Raw genomic sequence first — 18,630 nt, forward strand, 5'->3', positions numbered from 1 at the left:
CAGCGCCGCTCCTCTTTCTTGCCTGGATTGACGCCGGCGCGAGTGATCGTCATGCATCCTCCTCGCATCCGCTCAGCCGGAACCAATAGAACCCGTGTCCCGGCAGTGTCAGCAGGTAGGGCAGGTGACCGATGCGCGGAAACTCCACCTGCCCGGTCAGCTCGACCGGCGTGCGTCCGCTCCAATGCTGCAGGTTCAGTTCGATCGGCTGCGGGAACCGCGACAGGTTGTTGACGCACAGCACGGTGTCGCCGTCGCCGGACACCTGCCGCAGGAACGCCAGCACCGACGGGTTCGAGCCGCCCAGTTCCTCGAAACTCCCGATGGCGAAGGCCTCGTGGCGGCGCCGCACGGCCAACATCGTGCGGGTGAAGTTGAGCAGCGACGTGGACGTGTCGCGCTGGGCCTCCACGTTGACCGCCTGATAGCCGTACACGGAGTCCTGGCTGGGCGGCAGGTACAGCCGGCCGGGATTGGCCTTGGAGAAGCCGGCGTTACGGTCCGGCGTCCACTGCATCGGGGTGCGCACCCCGTCGCGGTCTCCCAACCAGATCACGTCGCCCATGCCGATCTCGTCACCGTAGTACAGGACCGGCGAGCCGGGCAGCGACAGCAGCAGCGCGGTGAACAGCTCGATCTGGTTGCGGTCGTTGTCCAGCAGTGGGGCCAGGCGGCGGCGGATGCCGACGTTCGCCTTCATCCGCGGATCCTTGGCGTACTCCGAGTACATGTAGTCGCGCTCTTCGTCGGTGACCATCTCCAACGTCAACTCGTCGTGGTTGCGCAGGAAGATCCCCCACTGCGCCATGTCGGGGATCTCGGGCGTCTGGGCCAGGATCTCCGAGATCGGGAACCGGGACTCCCGGCGCACCGCCATGAAGATGCGCGGCATCAGCGGGAAGTGGAAGGCCATGTGGCATTCGTCGCCGCCGGTGCTGGGGTCGCCGAAGTACTCGACGACGTCGGCCGGCCACTGGTTGGCCTCGGCCAGCAGCACCCGCCCCGGGAATTCGTCGTCGACGACCTTGCGGACGCGTTTGAGGAAGGCGTGCGTCTCCGGCAGGTTCTCGCAGTTGGTGCCCTCCCGTTCGAACAGGTAGGGCACCGCGTCCAGCCGGAACCCGTCGATGCCCAGGCCGAGCCAGAACCGCAGCACGTCGATCATGGCTTCCTGCACGGCCGGGTTTTCGTAGTTCAGGTCCGGCTGGTGCGAAAAGAAGCGGTGCCAGTAGAACTGCTTGCGCACCGGGTCGAAGGTCCAGTTGGACTCCTCGGTGTCGATGAAGATGATCCGGGCGTCGGTGTAGCGCTCGCTTGTGTCGCTCCACACGTAGTAGTCGCCGTACGGGCCGTCGGGGTCGTGGCGCGACTCCTGGAACCAGGGATGCGAATCCGATGTGTGGTTCATCACCAGGTCGGTGATCACGCGGATGCCCCGCTCGTGCGCGGCGTTGAGCAGCGCGACGAAATCCTCGACCGTCCCGAACTCGGGCAGCACCTTGTAGAAGTCCCTGATGTCATAACCGCCGTCGCGCAGGGGCGAGTCGTAGAACGGGGGCAGCCAGATGCAGTCGATGCCCAGCCATTGCAGGTAGTCCAGCTGCCCCAGCAGTCCGCGCAGGTCACCGGCGCCGTCGGCGTTGGCGTCGAAGAACGCCCGCACCAGCACCTCGTAGAACACGGCGTGCTTGAACCAGGTCGGGTCGGTGGGTAGCGCGGCGGCGTTGTTGAAGTCCTCGGCGTCGGGGTGCTCGACGACGCCGTCCTGGACGTGACTGCCCCCTTCGGGATGGTGCTCGACAGCTTCTTTTGCGTCGTTCATCAAATCCACGATGCCACGGGTACCCGAGGCGCGACATTCGGAATCACGCCCACTCCTGGGCGACGAATCACGGCCGGGGGCAAACGAATTGGCCTCCGGCCGGATGTCGTCGCCGGGTGTGTCAGGCCGGCGGCCCCTCCGCCAGCGTGATGTTCGCGGTGCGGTCGCCGCCGTCGGTGGAGCGGTAATGCACGGCGATCGTGTCCCCGGGGTGGTGCGGGACGAGCACCTCGGTCATGGACGTCGCCCCGGTGATCGCGACGTTGTCGACCCCGGTGATGACGTCGCCCGCGGCGATCCCGGCCGCCCCGGCGGGCCCGCCGTTGACCACCCGCTGCACCCGCGCGCCGTTGCCGTTGTTGTCCATCACGCCCAGGCCGAGGAACGCGGTGGGGCCGATGTGCACGGTGTTGGAGCCGGCGCCGGACCTGATCTGGTTGGCGACACCCATCGCGCGGCCGATCGGAATCGCGAAGCCCTGACCGCCGGACATCTTGTAGCTGTCGGTGGCGGCGGTGTCCACACCGATCACCTGCCCGGCGCTGTTCACCATTGGCCCACCGGAGTCGCCCGGCCTGATCGGCGCGTCGGCCTGGATGAGGCCGCCCAGATTCTCCTGCGCGCCGGTCAGGGTGTCGGTCGCCGAGACGCTCTGGTTGAGCGCGAGGACCTTGCCCGTGACCGCGCTGGGGGTTCCGCCCTGACCGCCGGCGTTCCCCAGCGCGACGATCGGCTCGCCCACCCTGGCCTCACCACCGATCGCGGCGGTGGGAAGCCCGGCGGCACCGCGCAGCTGCAGCACCGCGATGTCTTGCGTGCGGTCGTAGCCGACCACGTCCACGGCGTAGGTCTGCCCGTTGCCGACGGCGAAGGCGCTGATGTCGGTGGCCCCCGAGATCACGTGGTTGTTGGTCAGCACGACACCGTTCGGGTCGATCACGATGCCGGTGCCGGCACCGACGGCGTTGTTGTAGCCGAACTTGGTGTCGATGTTGACCACCTGCGGCCCCACCTGACCGACCATCGCCGACGGGTCCAGCGGCAGGGCGGGCGGTGACGCGGTGGCCATTCCGAGGCCGATACCGGCGTCCAGACCGAGGCCGAGTGCGACCACGGCCACCACGCTGACCATCCTGGACCAGACCGAGCGGTGGTGCGATTTGCTCATCGGTGTCACCCTCCTGCTTCGCCGTAACCAACAAACTGTCCCGGCCTCAGGCTCTGGGCGGCACAATTCGTGTACATAACCGTAATGCAGGTAGCTGTGCACGGCATGTCCCAGGCTCGCGCCGGCCCTGCTGTCACGCCCGGCGCGCCCCTAAGCTGACGCGGTGGGCGAATTCGACCCCCGGGCCCGATTCATCGAGTCGCCGGTCGCGCGGTTGGCCACCGTCACCCCGGGCGGGGCGCCGCACCTGGTGCCGGTGGTGTTCGCGGTCGCCGCCGACCCGGGCGGCCGGGACGTGGTGTACACGGCCGTCGACGCGAAACCGAAGACGACGCGGCGGCTGCGCCGGCTGGCCAACATCGAGGCCGACCCGCGGGTGAGCCTGCTGGTGGACCACTACTCCGATGACTGGGCGCGGCTGTGGTGGGTGCGGGCCGACGGTGTCGCCACCATCCACGACGACGGCCGGGCACTGGAATCGGGCCGCCGGCTGCTGCGCGCGAAATACCCTCAGTATCAATCGGTTTCGCTGGACGGCCCGGTCATCGCCGTCGCCGTGCACCGCTGGTCGAGCTGGTATCCCTGATCGGCCGGCCGTTCGATCTGGCCCGACGGTCTTGTGGTCGACGGGAGTTGGGTGAATGGTAGCTAGATAGGTGCTAGCTAGGTCAGCGACCACGCGCCCCGGCAACCTGGAGGAAGTCATGGCAGACAGGACAACTACTTCCCAAGGCGCGGCAAACGCTCCTACCGCCAACGGTCCGGGCGAGATTCGCAACGTGGTTCTGGTGGGACCGTCCGGCGGCGGCAAGACCACGCTCGTCGAAGCGCTGTTGGTCGCCGCCGGCGTGCTGACGCGAAGCGGCTCGGTGGCGGACGGCAGCACGGTCTGCGACTACGACGAGGCCGAGATCCGTCAACAACGATCGGTGGGCCTCGCGGTGGCCTCCCTGTCGCATGACGGCGTCAAGGTCAACCTGATCGACACGCCCGGCTACGCCGACTTCGTCGGGGAGCTGCGGGCCGGGCTGCGGGCCGCCGATTGCGCGCTGTTCGTGATCGCGGCCAACGAAGGCGTCGACGAGCCCACCAAATCGCTGTGGCAGGAGTGCAACCAGGTCGGCATGCCCCGCGCCGTGGTGATCACCAAGCTCGACCACACCCGCGCGAATTATTCCGAGGCGCTGGCCGCGGCGCAGGATGCGTTCGGCGACAAGGTTTTACCGTTGTACCTGCCGACCGGGCTGCCCTCCTGCCGCGGGCTGATCGGTCTGCTGTCGCAGGCGCGCTACGAGTACGCCGACGGCAAGCGCAGCGTGCAGGCGCCGGACCCGTCGGACGCCGCGCAGATCGAGGAAGCGCGCGGGGCCCTGATCGAAGGGATCATCGAGGAGTCCGAGGACGAGTCGCTGATGGAGCGGTACCTGGGCGGTGAGTCCATCGACGAAGCCGTCCTCATCGCCGACCTGGAGCGGGCCGTCGCCCGGGGGTCGTTCTTCCCGGTGATCCCGGTGTGCAGCACCACGGGCGTGGGCACCTACGAGTTGCTGGAGGTCGCCACCCGCGGGTTCCCGTCGCCGATGGAACACCCGCTGCCGGAGGTCTTCACGCAAGTCGGGGCGCCCCGCGCCGGCCTGACGTGCGACACCGACGCGCCGTTGCTCGCGGAGGTGGTGAAGACGACGTCGGACCCCTACGTCGGCAGGGTCAGCCTGGTCCGGGTGTTCTCCGGGACCATCAGGCCCGACACCACGATTCACGTGTCGGGCCATTTTGCGTCGTTCTTCGGCACGTCTAATGGAAACGGGCATGCGCACCCCGATCACGACGAGGACGAGCGCGTCGGCGTCCTGTCCTTCCCGCTGGGCAAGCAGCAGCGCCCGGCCGCGGCCGTGGTGGCCGGTGACATCTGCGCGATCGGCAAGCTGAGCCGCGCCGAGACCGGCGACACCCTCTCGGACAAGTCGGAGCCGCTGGTGCTGAAGCCCTGGACCATGCCCGAACCCCTGCTGCCGGTCGCGATCGCCGCCCACGCCAAGACCGACGAGGACAAGCTGTCGGTGGGGCTGGGCCGGTTGGCCGCCGAGGACCCGACGCTGCGGATCGAGCAGAACCAGGAAACCCACCAGGTCGTGCTGTGGTGCATGGGTGAGTCCCACGCCGGGGTGGTGCTCGACGCGCTGGCCAACCGGTACGGCGTCACCGTGGACACCGTGGAGCTGCGCGTCCCGCTGCGAGAAACCTTCAGCGGCAAGGCGAAAGGCCATGGCCGTCACGTCAAGCAGTCCGGCGGTCACGGCCAGTACGCGGTGTGCGACATCGAGGTGGAGCCGCTGCCGGAGGGCTCGGGCTTCGAGTTCGTGGACAAGGTGGTCGGCGGGGCGGTGCCGCGTCAGTTCATTCCGAGCGTCGAGAAGGGTGTGCGCGCCCAGATGGAGAAGGGCGTGCACGCGGGCTACCCGGTGGTCGACATCCGCGTCACCCTGCTCGACGGCAAGGCGCACAGCGTCGACTCGTCGGACTTCGCGTTCCAGATGGCCGGCTCGCTGGCGCTGCGGGAGGCCGCGGCCGCGACGAAGGTGGCGCTGCTCGAGCCGATCGACGAGATCTCGGTGCTGGTGCCCGACGATTTCGTCGGCGCGGTGATGGGCGATCTGTCCAGCCGGCGCGGCCGAGTCCTCGGGTCCGACACCGCGGGCAACGAACGCACCGTGGTCAAGGCCGAGGTGCCCCAGGTGGAGCTGACCCGCTACGCCATCGACCTGCGGTCACTGGCGCACGGCGCCGCCTCGTTCACCCGGTCGTTCGCCCGCTACGAGCCGATGCCGGAATCGGCCGCGGCGCGGGTCAACGCCGGCGTCTGAGCGTTCAGGCCCCGCGAGCGAACCGTTCGGCGACGGCGCGCCGGTCCAGCGAGCCTTTGGCGGTGTGCGGCAACTCCGCCGCCTGCTGGAAGTCGGTCGGCACCTCGAAGGGGGCCAACCGGTCACGGCAGAACGACGCCAGCTCGTCGGCCGTCGGCGCGGCGGATCCGCGCGCGACGATCACCGCGGCCACGGTCTCGCCGTACAGCGTGTCCGGCTTGCCGAACACGGCCACCTCCAGCACGCCGGGGTGGCTGGCCAGCACCGCCTCGACCCGCTCCGGCGAGATCTTCTCCCCGCCGCGGTTGATGAGTTCCTTGATGCGGCCGCGGATCACGAGGTCGCCGGCCGGCGACAGGGTGCCCAGATCGCCGGTGTGCAGCCACCCCTGGGTGAAGTTGGCGTCGGTGATCGACGGGTCGCCGAGGTAGCCCCGCACCACGGTGGGGCCGTGCAGCCAGACCTCGCCGACGGTCTCGGCGGGCAGCGACTGACCGTCGGGTCCGACGATCCGGATCTGCGGTCCGGTCGAGCGCCCGACGAGACCCGGTGTGGCGCCCGGGTTTTCGCTGTGCCCGGCGCCTTCGACTGCGGTGGTGGCCACCTGGTGGGTCGCCTCGGTCATCCCGAATGCGCACACCACCGGGGCCGAGAACGTGTCCTGCAGGGCCTGCGCCGTCTCGGCGGTCAGCGGCGCGCTGCAGCTGCGGATGAACCGCAGGCCGCCGGCGCCGGCGGGCCGCTCGGTGCGGGCGCGTTCCAACAGGATTTGATGGATCGTCGGGACGGCCGTGTACCAGGTGGCCCGGACCGCCTCGATGTCGTCCCAGAAGGTGTGCGCCGAGAATCGCCCACCCGCGGGCAGTAACACCGTTCCCCCGGACGCCAGGGTCGCCAGCAGGGCGGCGAGCAGGCCGTGCCCGTGGTAGAGCGGCATCACCGCGACGGTCGAATCCCGTTCCCCCAGGGCGTATCCGGCGACGATGGCCGCGACCGAGCCGGCGATGTTGTGGCGCGTCCAGGGCACCATTTTGGGCATGCCGGTGGTGCCGCCGGTGAACATGATCATGGCGTCGTCGTCGCGCAGGCCCTGCGGCGTCGACACGTCGCGCTGCGGTGCGGCGCTGACCGTCAGGGTGACGGCCGGGGCGGCGCCGTCGGGTCCGGCGCTCACCGCGATGGGCCAGGCCGGCGGTGTCGCCCCGGCGGTCTCGTCATCGCCGAGCCGGTCGACGAGCACCGCCCGCGCGCCCACCGCCTCGCTGCGGGCGCGCTGCTCGGTGCCCGGCAGCGCCGGATCGAGCGGAACCGCAACGAGATCCGCCCGGGACGCGGCGAGCAGCCCGACGACGAATTCGGCGTTGCTGCCGGCGCGCAGCGCGACCCGGTCGCCCGGGACCAGGCCGCCGGCCGCCAGTTGTGCGGCCAGATCGTCGACCAGTCGGGTCAAGTCGTGGTAGCTGACCGGGACGCGTTCGGCGGTGACGACCAGCGCGCACGCCTGCGGCGCCCGCCGCGCCGCCGCCTCGACCAGGTCGGCGATGCGCGGGCCGGTGGACGCCGTGACCTCGCCGCCGGTTGTCGAATCGGATCCCATCACCGCGCTCCTTCCCCTCTGTTGCCGTCCTTGTGCCGTCGATGCCACCCTGCCGGGCGGGCTCGCGGCGCGTCCAATACCGATCCGCTTACGACCGATAACCGTCGGCTATCGAAGCGCAACGCCGCCCCTCTGAGCTGTGGCGATAGACGCCGTCGATCATCGGATAGCGGCTTCGACTTGGACACGCGCCGGGGGCCGGGGTCACAGTGATGGCTAGTCATTACCGCCCGCGCACCGAGGAGTCGCCCATGTCCACCGTTTCGGCGTCGGGAAGCGACGCGCGGGGGTCGACCCGCGTGATCGACGGCTTCCACCTCGTGGTGGACGCGCTCATGGCCAACGACGTCGAAACCATCTACGGCCTCGTCGGCATCCCGATAACCGACCTCGCCCGGACCGCGCAGGCGGCGGGCATCCGCTACATCGGCTTTCGGCAGGAAGCCTCGGCCGGCAACGCCGCGGCGGCCGCCGGATTCCTCACCCGCCGCCCCGGCGTGTGTCTCACGACATCCGGGCCCGGTTTCCTCAACGCTCTGCCCGCGCTGGCGAACGCCACGACGAACTGCTTCCCGATGATCCAGATCTCCGGCTCGAGCAATCGGGCGCTGGTCGACCTGCAACGCGGTGACTACCAGGACCTCGACCAGCTCAACGCCGCACGGCCGTTCGCGAAGGCGGCCTTTCGGGTCAACCGGATCGAGGACATCGGTCGCGGCGTCGCGCGCGCGATTCGCACCGCGGTCTCCGGGCGTCCCGGCGGCGTCTACCTCGACATCCCCGGCGACGTCCTGGGCCAGGCCCTGGAGGCCTCGGCCGCCGCCGGCACGATATGGCGGGTCGTCGACCCCGCTCCCCGTCAACTGCCCGCTCCCGACGCGGTCGACCGCGCGCTGGAAGTCCTGGCCCGGGCGCGGCGGCCGCTGATCGTGCTCGGCAAGGGCGCGGCGTACGCCCAGGCGGACAACGAGATTCGACGATTCGTCGAAGCCACCGGCATCCCATTCCTGCCGATGTCGATGGCCAAGGGGCTGCTCCCCGATTCGCACCCGCAGTCCGCGGCCACCGCACGGTCGCTGGCGATCTCACGGGCCGACGCCGTCCTGCTGATCGGCGCGCGGCTGAATTGGCTTCTGGGCCATGGGGAGTCGCCGCAATGGTCCGCCGACACCCAATTCGTGCAGGTCGACATCGCGGCGAGCGAATTCGACAGCAACCAGCCGATCGCCGCGCCGTTGGCCGGCGACATCGGCTCGGCGATGTCCGCGCTGTGTGACGCCGTGACCGCCCGCCCGTTCGCCGCGCCAACGGAATGGGCGACCGAGCTGGCCGACCGCAAGGCGCGCAATGACGCCAAGATGCGCGAGCGCCTCGCCGACGACCCGCACCCCATGCGGTTCTACAACGCCCTCGGCGCGATTCGCGCTGTGCTGCAGGACAACCGGGACGTGTACGTCGTCAACGAGGGCGCCAACGCGCTCGACCTGGCGCGCAACGTCATCGACATGGAGTTGCCGCGGCACCGGCTCGACACCGGAACCTGGGGCGTCATGGGGATCGGCATGGGCTACGCGATCGCGGCCGCCGTCGAGACCGGCGGGCCGGTCGTCGCGATCGAGGGTGACAGCGCGTTCGGCTTCAGCGGGATGGAGATCGAGACCATCTGCCGCTACCGGCTGCCGGTGACCGTCGTCATCCTCAACAACGGCGGCGTCTATCGGGGGGACGAGACCGCGGCACACCCGTCGGACCCGGCCCCCACCGTGCTGAACGCCCGGGCGCGCCACGAGCTGATCGCAGAGGCGTTCGGCGGCAAGGGTTATCACGTCGCCACACCCGATGAGCTGCGCGCGGCGCTGACCGAGGCGATCGGCTCCGGGGCGCCCTCGGTCATCGACTGCGAGCTCGATCCGGCCGCCGGGGTGGAAAGCGGTCATCTGGCCGGCCTGAACCCGGCTCGCGCGGCGGCGGTCAGCGGCGGCGGGTGACGCCCAGGAGTTGGGCGTCGAAAAACTCGTTCAGCGCCAGGCCCGCGGCCGACGCCGCCAGCGCACGCGCGATCGGCGAACCGGGTCCGCTCGCGTTGGTCGCCAACACGACGTCGGCCTTGAGCACCGGATCGACCATCTCCACCGCCCGGACCTCCGGGCCCAGCGGGGAGGTCCACAGCCACGTGTGCGGCACGATGGAAGCCCACTTTCCGGCGGACGCCTGAGCGAATAGCGAAGCGACGGAGTCGGTTTCGACCTGCGGACTGACGGTGATGCCATGATCGTCGAACGCCTTGTCGATGATCTGACGGTCGCGCATGTCCGGGGTGAGCAACGCCAGCGGCAATTGCGCGGCCTGGGCCCAGGTCATCGTCGCCGCCCCGGATCCCAACATCTCCGCGGGCGACAGCAGCACGTAGCGCTCCTGGTATAGCGGGACCAGGTTCACGTCCGCCTCGTCGGGTGCCGCGTGCACGATCGCGGCGTCGAGCTCGAACTCGCGCAGGCGTCGGTACAGTTCGGTCGCCGCCAGCCGGGACAGGATCTGCACCTTCACCAGTGGGTGCGCCGAGCAGAACGCCGAGAGCACCAACGACGCGGTCGTCGATGCGGTCGGCACGGTGCCCAGCCGCAGCGTCCCCGTGATGCCGGAACGGACGGCGTCGACCTCGGCCTTGAAGGCGTCGTGCTCGGCGAGAATCCGCCTGGCCCACACCACCAACCGCTCGCCTTCGGGGGTGAGGCCCTCGAAGCTGTGGCCACGGTTGATCAGCGTGACGTTCAGCTCCCGCTCCAGCTTGGCGATCGCGGCAGACAGCGCCGGCTGGGATACGAAGCACTTCTCGGCGGCCCGGGCGAAGTGGCGCTCGGAGGCGACCGCAACGAAGTACTCCAGCTGGCGGAAGAGCACCGCACTCCTCGGGTTCCGGGCTCGGGCTTGGGCGCCGATCTCGCTGAGGCTAACGCGCGCCCGACGGGTGCGCCAAGCCCGCGGCGGCACCTTCGACCACACCCGGGCACGATTTGGGGGCTGCGGCCGCGAAAATCGGTGTATCGGTGCCGTTTTCGAAGCGCGTGCCACCCGGGCTGCGCGCCGCCGACCCAATCGAACCCAATCGGCAGTCGAATCGTGACCGCAGCGGGTCCAGTGGGCTGTCATTGTTTGCTGAAACCGGTGATTCGTGGGTAACCCGTAGAATGACCGTGTGTTGATCGCACCATCTCGAAGGGTGGACGCTATGCGTCGAGGTGTTCGTTATCTATTTGTTATGGTCGCGATCACGGTCATGGGCCTGGTGGGATCGGCGGCCCGTGGCAGCGCCGCCGTGCCCACGCCGCACGCCGCACCCGAGGTCGCCTCGATTTTGCCCGCCGACGGCGCCGTGGTCGGCGTGGCGCACCCCGTCGTGGTGACGTTCACCGCACCGGTGGCCGATCGGGCCGCCGTCGAGCGGTCGATTCGTGTGACGTCGCCGGGCGGCACGCCGGGGCACTTCGAGTGGGTTCACAACACGGTGGTGCAGTGGGTCCCCGACCAGTACTGGGCCCCCCACACGCACGTTTCGGTCGGTGTGCAGGCGCTGACGACCGGCTTCGACACCGGCGAAGCGCTGCTCGGTGTCGCCAGCATCTCCAAGCACACCTTCACCGTCAGCAGGGACGGAGAGGTGCTGCGCACCATGCCCGCGTCGATGGGCAAGCCCAGCAGGCCCACGCCGATGGGCAGCTTCACCGCGCTGGAGAAGCAGCGCACCGTGGTGATGGACTCGCGCACGATCGGCATCCCGCTCAGCTCCCCCGAGGGCTACAAGATCACCGCGCAGTACGCCGTCCGGGTCACCTGGAGCGGCGTGTACGTCCACTCGGCCCCGTGGTCGGTCGATTCCCAGGGCTACGCCAACGTCAGCCACGGGTGCATCAACCTCAGCCCCGACAACGCCGCCTGGTACTTCAACCAGGTCAACGTCGGCGACCCCATCCAGGTCGTGGCCTGAGCGTCACCCGCAGTCCCCGGCGTGTGACCGTCGTCACACGCGCCGACAGGAAGACCCGCCCGCGGCGATGAGTTCTCGTTGGAGCGAGGCAGTTGAACGAGAGGCGGGCCATGACCGGCGATGTGAAGCGCACGAAAGTTAGCTCTAGAGGCCCGGCGCGCGAGCGGGTCGCCGCCCGCATCCGCGAGTTGGCCGCGACCGACGAACAGTTCCGCAACGCCCAACCCGATCTGTCGCTGCAGCAGGCGGCGCGCCAACCGGGCCTGCGCCTGCCCCAGATTCTGGAGCTGTTCGTCGAGGGCTACGCCGATCGGCCCGCGGTGGGCTGGCGGGCCAAGACACTGAGCACCGACCCCGCGACCGGGCGTACCACCACGCGACTGCTCCCCCGCTTCGACACCATGACCTACCGCGAGCTGTGGGCCGATGTGCGCGCGATCGCCGCCGCGTGGCGGCACGACGCCGCGAACCCCGTGTCGCCCGGGGACTTCGTCGCGACGGTCGGTTTCGCCAGCGCCGAATATCTGACACTCGACCTGGTCTGCGGCTACCTCGGGCTGGTTGCCGTTCCGCTGCAACACAATACGACCCCCTCACGGCTGCGACCGATCGTCGACGAGGTCGAGCCGTCGATACTGGCCGCCGGCGTCGGTTATCTCGACCTCGCGGTCGAGGCGGCGTCGGGCAGCTCGTCGTTGCGGCGGCTCGTGGTCTTCGATTACCAGCCCGAGGTCGACGAGCAACGCGAGGCGCTGCAGCGCGCCCAGGCGACGCTGGCGGCCGCCGGCGCGGCGGTGACCATCGAGACCCTCGACGAAATCATCGAACGCGGACGCGCCCTGCCGCCCGAGCCCATGTACACCGGTGATACCGATCAGCGGCTGGCGATGATCATGTACACCTCGGGCAGCACCGGATTACCCAAGGGCGCCATGTACACCGAGCAGATGCTGGCCAAGGTGTGGACCAACGAGCTGATGCCCGACTTCGCGGACACACCCGTGTTCAACGTCAACTTCATGCCGCTGAATCACCTCGGTGGCCGGATACCGCTGTCAACCGCGTTCCAGGCCGGCGGCACCAGCTACTTCGTGCCGGAAAGCGACCTGTCCACGTTGTTCGACGACTGGAACCTGGTGCGCCCCACCGAGATGGGCCTGGTACCCCGGGTGGCGGAAATGCTCTACCAGCGCTACCAGAGCGCCGTCGACCGACTCGTGGCTTCGGGCGCCGACGCCGGCTCCGCCGAGGCCCGGGCGCGGGCCGAGCTGCGTGAGCAGGTCCTCGGCGGGCGCATCGTGACCGCCTTCTGCGGGACGGCGCCGCTGGCCGCGGAGATGCGGGCCTTCGTCGAAACCTGTTTGGACGTCCACGTTCTCGACGGCTACGGGCTGACCGAGGTCGGCATGGTGACCAAGGACGGGCGCATGACCCGTCCCCCGGTGCTCGACTACAAGCTCATCGACGTTCCCGAACTCGGCTATTTCCACACCGACAAGCCTTATCCGCGTGGCGAATTGCTGGTGAAGTCGCTGACCGCGACGCCGGGCTACTTCAAACGACCGGACGTCACCGCCAACGCGTTCGATCCCGACGGCTACTACCGGACCGGCGACGTGATGGCCGAGCTCGAGCCGGACCGGCTGGCCTACGTCGACCGCCGCAACAACGTGTTGAAGTTGGCGCAGGGCGAGTTCGTCGCCGTCGCCCGCCTGGAGGCCGTCTTCGCCAGCGCGCCGCTGATCCGCCAGATCTTCGTATACGGCAACAGCGAACGCCCCTATCTGCTGGCCGTCGTCGTGCCGACGGCCGACGCCGCGGAGCGATTCACCGAAGATCCCGAGGGCCTCAAGGCCGCCGTCGCCGAATCCCTGCGCCAGTCGGCGCAACTCGCCGAACTGCAGTCCTACGAGGTGCCCGTCGACTTCATCGTCGAAACCGAGCCGTTCAGCGAGGACAACGGCCTGCTCTCGGGCGTGGGCAAGCTGCTGCGGCCGAAGCTCAAGGAGCGCTACGCCGACCGGCTCGAACAGCTCTACGCCGAGCTGGCCGAAAACCGCGTGACCGAGTTGCGTGCGCTGCGCGAGGGGGCGGACAAACACCCCGTCGTCTTCACCCTCACCCGGGCCGCCGAGGCGCTACTGGGTGTGGCCGGCGGCCCGCCCGCCCCCGACGCACTCTTCATCGAACTCGGCGGCGATTCCCTGTCGGCGCTGACCTTCTCCAACCTGCTGCGCGACATCTTCGACGTCGACGTGCCGGTGGGAATGATCACCGGGCCCGCCACCGACCTGGGCCAGCTCGCGGAATACGTTGAATCCGAACGCAAATCGGGATCGCGGCGGCCCACATTCGCGACTGTGCACGGACGCGACGCCGCCGAGGTCCGCGCCGCGGAGCTCACCCTCGACAAGTTCATCGACGCGACGACCTTGGCCGCCGCACCGAACCTGCCGCGCGCGACCGGCACACCCCACACGGTCCTGCTGACCGGCGCCAACGGCTACCTCGGCCGCTTCCTGGCCCTCGAATGGCTCGAGCGCCTCGCCGAGACCGGCGGGAAGCTCGTCTCCATCGTCCGCGCGACGGACACCGCGACGGCCGGCAAACGGCTGGAGGCCGTTTTCGACAGCGGGGATCCGCAGTTGCTGGAGCGGTTCCGGACGCTGGCCGCCGAGCACCTGGAAGTCATCGTCGGCGACATCGGTGAGCCCAATCTCGGCCTGGACCAATCGACTTGGCAGCGCCTGGCCCAGAGCGTGGATCTGATCGTCCACCCGGCCGCGCTGGTCAACCACGTGCTGCCGTACGACCAACTGTTCGGCCCGAACGTCGTCGGCACCGCCGAGTTGATCCGCCTGGCGATCACGACGCGCATCAAGCCCGTCACCTATCTGTCGACCGTCGCCGTGGCGATGACGGTCGATCCCGGCGAGTTCGCCGAAGACGGCGACATCCGCGCGGTCAGCGCGGTACGCCCGATCGACGACAGCTATGCGAACGGGTACGCGAACAGCAAGTGGGCCGGTGAGGTGTTGCTGCGTGAGGCGCACGACCTGTGCGGGTTGCCGGTCGCCGTCTTCCGCTCCGACATGATCCTCGCGCACAGCCGGTATGCCGGGCAGCTGAACGTGCCAGATGCCTTCACCCGCTTGATGTTCAGCCTGCTGACCACCGGCATCGCGCCGACCACGTTCTACCGGACCGACGAACACGGAAACCGAGCCGTGGCCCACTACGACGGGCTGCCCGCCGACTTCGTGGCCGAAGCGGTCACCACGCTCGGCGAACAGATGGCGGCCGAGGAATCCGGCGAGTGCCGCTCCTATGACGTGATGAACCCACACGACGACGGCGTCTCCCTGGACGTGTTCGTCGACTGGCTGATCGCCGCCGGACACGACATCCGGCGCATCGAGGACTATGACGAATGGCTGGGCCGCTTCACCACGGCGCTTCGCGCGTTACCGGACAAGCAGCGCCAGCATTCGGTGTTGCCGCTGCTGGACGCCTACCGGGAACCCGCGGCGCCACTGCGGGGAGCGCCGGCCCCCACCGACGTCTTCCGCCACGCGGTGCGGACGGCCAAAATCGGTGCGGACGAGGACATTCCGCACCTGTCGGCGGCGTTGATCGACAAGTACGTCGCCGACCTACGCCTGCTGGGCTTGGTGTAGCCCCGTGCGGTGCTAACCGGGCAGTCCCCGCTTGATCGCATCGTCTTGCTTGCGCGCGATGTCGACGGTCACGGCCGGGTCGAACGGGTCGTCGGGTGCGCTGTCGAATTCCAGGGTGACGAGCGCCTTGCCTTCGGTGAACAGCAGGACCGTCATGGCTTGGGAGTTGTCGGGCGAGGCACCCGAAATCGCCGACCCGTTGGCGCCCACGGCGAGCGGCCGCCAGTCGCCGACCACCTTGCCCGCGTATTCGCTTTTGCTGCCGGCGAGTTCGGCCGCGGCGGCCGACGGGTCGGCGGTCACCACGATGGTGTCCCACAGCCGGCGGCCGCTGTCGGCGTTGGCGAACAGCTGCGCGACCCCCGGCGCGTTGTTGGGGTTGAGCATCGGCGACTGGGGTGCGGTGAGACCCCCGCCCACGTCGCCCGGCTTGATCAGCAGGTAGCCGTAATCGGTGGGTTGCCCCGGCGGCGGCCCGGTGACCGCGCCCGAGTCGGTCGGGGACGCGGACGGGCCCGACTCCGCCGCCGACGGCGGTGGGGGCTTGTCGGAGCCGCCGCAGCCCGTGCTCGCGGCGCCGACCGCGACGATCGCGGCCGCGTGCCACACGACCCGGCCGGCGATACCGATTCGAGGAGCCCCCACGCATGTTCCTTCCACGCGTCATCCGTGCCCGAGTTGCTACGAACATATGCCCAACGGGCCGCCGGTGGGTAGCGCTTTGCGTGCCTATGCTGGCGTGGGTGGGGGCATCGTCGCGGTGAGGAGATCGGCATGACCGCTGCAGCGGCGCGCGCCGTACGGTTCGACCGGTACGGGGGGCGTGAGGTGTTGTACGTGGCGGACATCGACATGCCCACGCCCGGACCGGGCGAGGTTGTCGTCGAGGTCCGCGCGGCCGGAATCAATCCCGGCGAGGCCGGCATCCGGGTCGGGGCGATGCACGAGAGGTTCCCGGCCACCTTTCCCTCCGGGGAGGGCAGCGACCTCGCCGGTGTCGTGACCGCGGTGGCGCCCGGGGTCACCGAATTTGCGGTCGGCGACGAGGTTTTGGGATTCAGCCTGCGCCGGTCCAGCCACGCGACTCACGCCGCCGTGCCGGTGGGTCAACTGATTCGTAAGCCCGCCCAACTCGGTTGGGAGACGGCGGGTTCGCTCTACGTGGCCGGCGTGACCGCGTACGCGGCCGTGCGCGCGGTGGCGCCGCAGGCCGGTGAGACGGTCGCCGTGTCGGCGGCCGCGGGCGGGGTGGGCAGCCTGGTGGTGCAACTTCTGGCGCTGCGCGGGGCGCGCGTGCTGGGCATCGCGGGCCCCGGCAACGCCGACTGGCTGCGCGCGCATGGCGTCGTCCCGATCGCCTACGGTGAGGGGCTCGCCGGGCGATTGCGCGACGCGGCGCCCGACGGCATCGACGCGTTCATCGACTTGTTCGGCCCGGACTACGTCCAGCTCGCGGTGGACCTCGGCGTCGCGCCGGAGCGGATCAACACCATCATCGCCTTCCAGAAGGCCGGCGAGGTGGGCGCCAAGACCGAGGGCAGCATGGACGCCTCGACACCCGAGGTGCTCGCCGAGATGGCCGGCCTGATCGCCTCCGGCGCCGTCGACTTCGACATCGCCGCGACCTATCCGCTGGACCGGGTCGCCGACGCCTTCGCCGAACTCGAGCGACGGCACACCCACGGGAAAATCGTTCTGCTGCCTACCGACTCACAATGACGAGACCGGCCCGACGACCCCTGCCTGCACGATTTTGATGATGACGAACGCGACGGCGACCACGAGGTAGCCGCGCAGGGTGAACAACCCCGCCCGGCGCATCGGCGACATCGCGGGCCGGTCGAGCAGGGCCAGGTTCGGGGTGACCCAGCCGGCCCGGTCCTGGCGGCGCACGGCCCGCCGTTCGGCACGGGTGAGCGATGCGGCGTCGTCGAGTTCGTCGACCTGCTCCGGGTCCAGCCCGCCTCCGAGGGTGCGCACGATGGCTTCCGCCGCGGCCAGGCTGCGATGCCTGCGGCCGACGACGACCATCACCGCGCCGCCGGCGATGCCGACCGCGGCGCCGGCGGCGAGCCCGGTCTCGATGGTGGCGGTGGACAGGTCCGGGAAGAAGGTCGTCGCCGTCAACGCCAGGGACAACAGCACCAGACACCACACGATGCTCCACGCAACGATGTTCTGCCGCACCGTGTTCACCCACGGTCCCAACACCGCGCGGTCGTTGCACAGCAACACCAGAAACACGGTGGCCGAGGGAAGCAGCACGCCGGCGAGCGCCTGCACGCCCTGGGTCACCAGGCCCAGGACGTGGTCGGGGCTGAAGGACACCGCGGCCGACACCGCAAGCAGCACCGCGTAGCCGCCGTAGAACACCGGCGCCTCGCCGATCTTCCAGTGCAACGAGTGCCGCTTGCCCAGGGCGTCGCCGACGGCATAGGTGGTCGCCAGGCCGACGGCGTTGGCGCCGATCAGCGACGCGTCCAGCAGGATGATCGCGAACAGCGCCCCCACCGTGCCGCCCAGATGCCGCGACAACCCCGCGGCGACCGCTCCGGCGTCGGTGAAGTGCCCGGCGTCGGCGGTGCCCGCCATCCCGAAGGCCGTCACCGCCATCAGCGCCGTCGCCCCGACCATGACCACGACGATCCCGATCACCAAATCGGCCCGGCCGTAAGGGATCCAGCGCGCGGTGATGCGCTTGTCCACCACGTTGGACTGCTGGAAGAACAGCTGCCACGGCGCGACCGTCGTCCCCACGATCGCGACCACCAGGAGCAGCACGGTCGAGTTCAGCCCGCCGGGGAACTGCGGGATCAGCCCGGCCGCAGTCGCTTTCGGGGCCGGATGCGCCAGCAGCACCATCGGGATGATCAGCACGTTCACCGCGATCAACAGGAACATCAACCGCTCCCAGCGGCGAAACGAACCCCCGGCCACGACGGCGAACAACAGCACCGCGGCCGCTGGGACGGCGACGAACTTCGGACAACCCAAGAACCCGAGAGCCATTGACACACCGATGAATTCGGTGACGATCGTCAACGCGTTCAAGATCAGCAGGTCGCCGACGCTGAAGGCGCCCCAGAACTTGCCGAACCGTTCGAAGATCAAGCGCGCGTGACCCACCCGGGCGACCGCGCCCAGCCGCAGCACCATTTCCTGGTTCACGTAGAGCACCGGGATCATCAGCACCAGCGTCCACAGCAGGCCCATCCCGTAGTCCTGGCCGGCCTGGGCGTAGGTCGCGACGCCACCGGCGTCGTTGTCGCCGACCATCACGATCAGGCCGGGACCGGTGATGACCGCCAGTGTCTTCAGCCGCCGCCAGCTGCCGGTCACGGTCCCGTCGGTGCGCCCGATGCGACCGAACGCGCCGACGATGTCGCCGACGTGCGCGGTGTCGAGCACCGTCGACGCCGGCGCCTCGGCGCGCGGGTTCTCCGCGGCGGCGGCCGTGCGGCCCGAACCCAGGCCACGGCCGCCGCCGGTGTGGATCGACGTCATCTGGTCCTCGCTG

The 18,630-nt window shown here is 69.6% G+C and carries 12 protein-coding genes; 6 read left to right on the forward strand and 6 right to left on the reverse strand.

The features are described 5' to 3' along the window. Nucleotides 1-49: 49 nt before the first annotated feature. Both treS and OCQ_RS24905 read right to left on the reverse strand, forming a co-directional pair. Nucleotides 50-1,822, reverse strand: coding sequence for a maltose alpha-D-glucosyltransferase (treS, locus tag OCQ_RS24900; RefSeq protein WP_008262145.1), 1,773 nt, complete (start codon nt 1,820-1,822; stop codon nt 50-52). Nucleotides 1,823-1,943: 121 nt separating this feature from the next. Continuing rightward, nucleotides 1,944-2,990, reverse strand: coding sequence for a S1C family serine protease (locus OCQ_RS24905; RefSeq protein WP_008262147.1), 1,047 nt, complete (start codon nt 2,988-2,990; stop codon nt 1,944-1,946). A 163-nt stretch (nt 2,991-3,153) separates the two neighbouring features. Between OCQ_RS24905 and OCQ_RS24910 the strand changes: the two genes are divergently transcribed. Together OCQ_RS24910 and OCQ_RS24915 are read left to right on the forward strand one after the other, a co-directional pair. After that, nucleotides 3,154-3,576, forward strand: coding sequence for a TIGR03668 family PPOX class F420-dependent oxidoreductase (locus OCQ_RS24910; RefSeq protein WP_014386077.1), 423 nt, complete (start codon nt 3,154-3,156; stop codon nt 3,574-3,576). A 118-nt stretch (nt 3,577-3,694) separates the two neighbouring features. After that, entirely contained in the window at nt 3,695-5,854 is a 2,160-nt protein-coding gene (locus tag OCQ_RS24915; RefSeq protein ID WP_008262150.1) for an elongation factor G-like protein EF-G2, read from the forward strand. A 4-nt stretch (nt 5,855-5,858) separates the two neighbouring features. Here OCQ_RS24915 and OCQ_RS24920 read toward each other — a convergent pair whose 3' ends face one another. Then, nucleotides 5,859-7,451 carry a FadD7 family fatty acid--CoA ligase gene (locus OCQ_RS24920; RefSeq protein WP_008262151.1) on the reverse strand — a complete coding sequence of 531 codons (1,593 nt, stop codon included), beginning with the start codon at nt 7,449-7,451 and terminating at the stop codon, nt 5,859-5,861. Between the two features lie 251 nt (nt 7,452-7,702). Here OCQ_RS24920 and oxc point away from each other — a divergent pair, with 251 nt between their 5' ends. After that, nucleotides 7,703-9,439, forward strand: coding sequence for an oxalyl-CoA decarboxylase (oxc, locus tag OCQ_RS24925; protein ID WP_009957107.1), 1,737 nt, complete (start codon nt 7,703-7,705; stop codon nt 9,437-9,439). Here the strand turns inward: oxc and OCQ_RS24930 are convergent. Beyond that, nucleotides 9,423-10,352 (reverse strand): LysR family transcriptional regulator, encoded by a 930-nt coding sequence (locus OCQ_RS24930; protein ID WP_009957108.1) that lies wholly within the window; start codon nt 10,350-10,352, stop codon nt 9,423-9,425. The two genes, oxc and OCQ_RS24930, sit on opposite strands and share 17 nt — an antisense overlap. Nucleotides 10,353-10,680: 328 nt before the next feature. Between OCQ_RS24930 and OCQ_RS24935 the strand changes: the two genes are divergently transcribed. Together OCQ_RS24935 and car are read left to right on the forward strand one after the other, a co-directional pair. Next, nucleotides 10,681-11,436, forward strand: coding sequence for a L,D-transpeptidase (locus OCQ_RS24935; RefSeq protein WP_038538166.1), 756 nt, complete (start codon nt 10,681-10,683; stop codon nt 11,434-11,436). 110 nt (nt 11,437-11,546) lie between these two features. Next, nucleotides 11,547-15,113, forward strand: coding sequence for a carboxylic acid reductase (car, locus tag OCQ_RS24940; RefSeq protein WP_014386080.1), 3,567 nt, complete (start codon nt 11,547-11,549; stop codon nt 15,111-15,113). 12 nt (nt 15,114-15,125) lie between these two features. On the opposite strand, the gene OCQ_RS24945 is transcribed toward car, so the two are convergent. After that, the gene (locus OCQ_RS24945) at nt 15,126-15,758 is read right to left on the reverse strand and encodes a hypothetical protein (RefSeq protein WP_014386081.1); all 633 of its coding nucleotides are present in this window, start codon (nt 15,756-15,758) and stop codon (nt 15,126-15,128) included. A 129-nt stretch (nt 15,759-15,887) separates the two neighbouring features. Here OCQ_RS24945 and OCQ_RS24950 point away from each other — a divergent pair, with 129 nt between their 5' ends. Further along, a complete protein-coding gene (locus OCQ_RS24950) occupies nt 15,888-16,832 on the forward strand; it encodes an NADP-dependent oxidoreductase (protein WP_014386082.1) in 945 nt (314 codons plus the stop codon). On the opposite strand, the gene OCQ_RS24955 is transcribed toward OCQ_RS24950, so the two are convergent. Next, the gene (locus OCQ_RS24955; protein ID WP_232065627.1) at nt 16,824-18,617 is read right to left on the reverse strand and encodes an NRAMP family divalent metal transporter; all 1,794 of its coding nucleotides are present in this window, start codon (nt 18,615-18,617) and stop codon (nt 16,824-16,826) included. The genes OCQ_RS24950 and OCQ_RS24955 overlap by 9 nt on opposite strands. Nucleotides 18,618-18,630: the final 13 nt, after the last annotated feature.

Source organism: Mycobacterium paraintracellulare (assembly GCF_000276825.1).
In the GTDB taxonomy this organism is placed as follows: Bacteria; Actinomycetota; Actinomycetes; order Mycobacteriales; family Mycobacteriaceae; genus Mycobacterium; species Mycobacterium intracellulare.

What these genes read in the sequence shown, in the direction of transcription:
- OCQ_RS24920 (WP_008262151.1), bottom strand. Translation starts at nt 7,451, where the DNA reads ATGGGATCCGATTCGACAACCGGCGGCGAGGTCACGGCGTCCACCGGC.
- OCQ_RS24950 (WP_014386082.1), top strand. Translation starts at nt 15,888, where the DNA reads ATGACCGCTGCAGCGGCGCGCGCCGTACGGTTCGACCGGTACGGGGGG.
- OCQ_RS24955 (WP_232065627.1), bottom strand. Translation starts at nt 18,617, where the DNA reads ATGACGTCGATCCACACCGGCGGCGGCCGTGGCCTGGGTTCGGGCCGC.
- OCQ_RS24915 (WP_008262150.1), top strand. Translation starts at nt 3,695, where the DNA reads ATGGCAGACAGGACAACTACTTCCCAAGGCGCGGCAAACGCTCCTACC.
- treS (WP_008262145.1), bottom strand. Translation starts at nt 1,822, where the DNA reads ATGAACGACGCAAAAGAAGCTGTCGAGCACCATCCCGAAGGGGGCAGT.
- OCQ_RS24905 (WP_008262147.1), bottom strand. Translation starts at nt 2,990, where the DNA reads ATGAGCAAATCGCACCACCGCTCGGTCTGGTCCAGGATGGTCAGCGTG.
- oxc (WP_009957107.1), top strand. Translation starts at nt 7,703, where the DNA reads ATGTCCACCGTTTCGGCGTCGGGAAGCGACGCGCGGGGGTCGACCCGC.
- car (WP_014386080.1), top strand. Translation starts at nt 11,547, where the DNA reads ATGACCGGCGATGTGAAGCGCACGAAAGTTAGCTCTAGAGGCCCGGCG.
- OCQ_RS24935 (WP_038538166.1), top strand. Translation starts at nt 10,681, where the DNA reads ATGCGTCGAGGTGTTCGTTATCTATTTGTTATGGTCGCGATCACGGTC.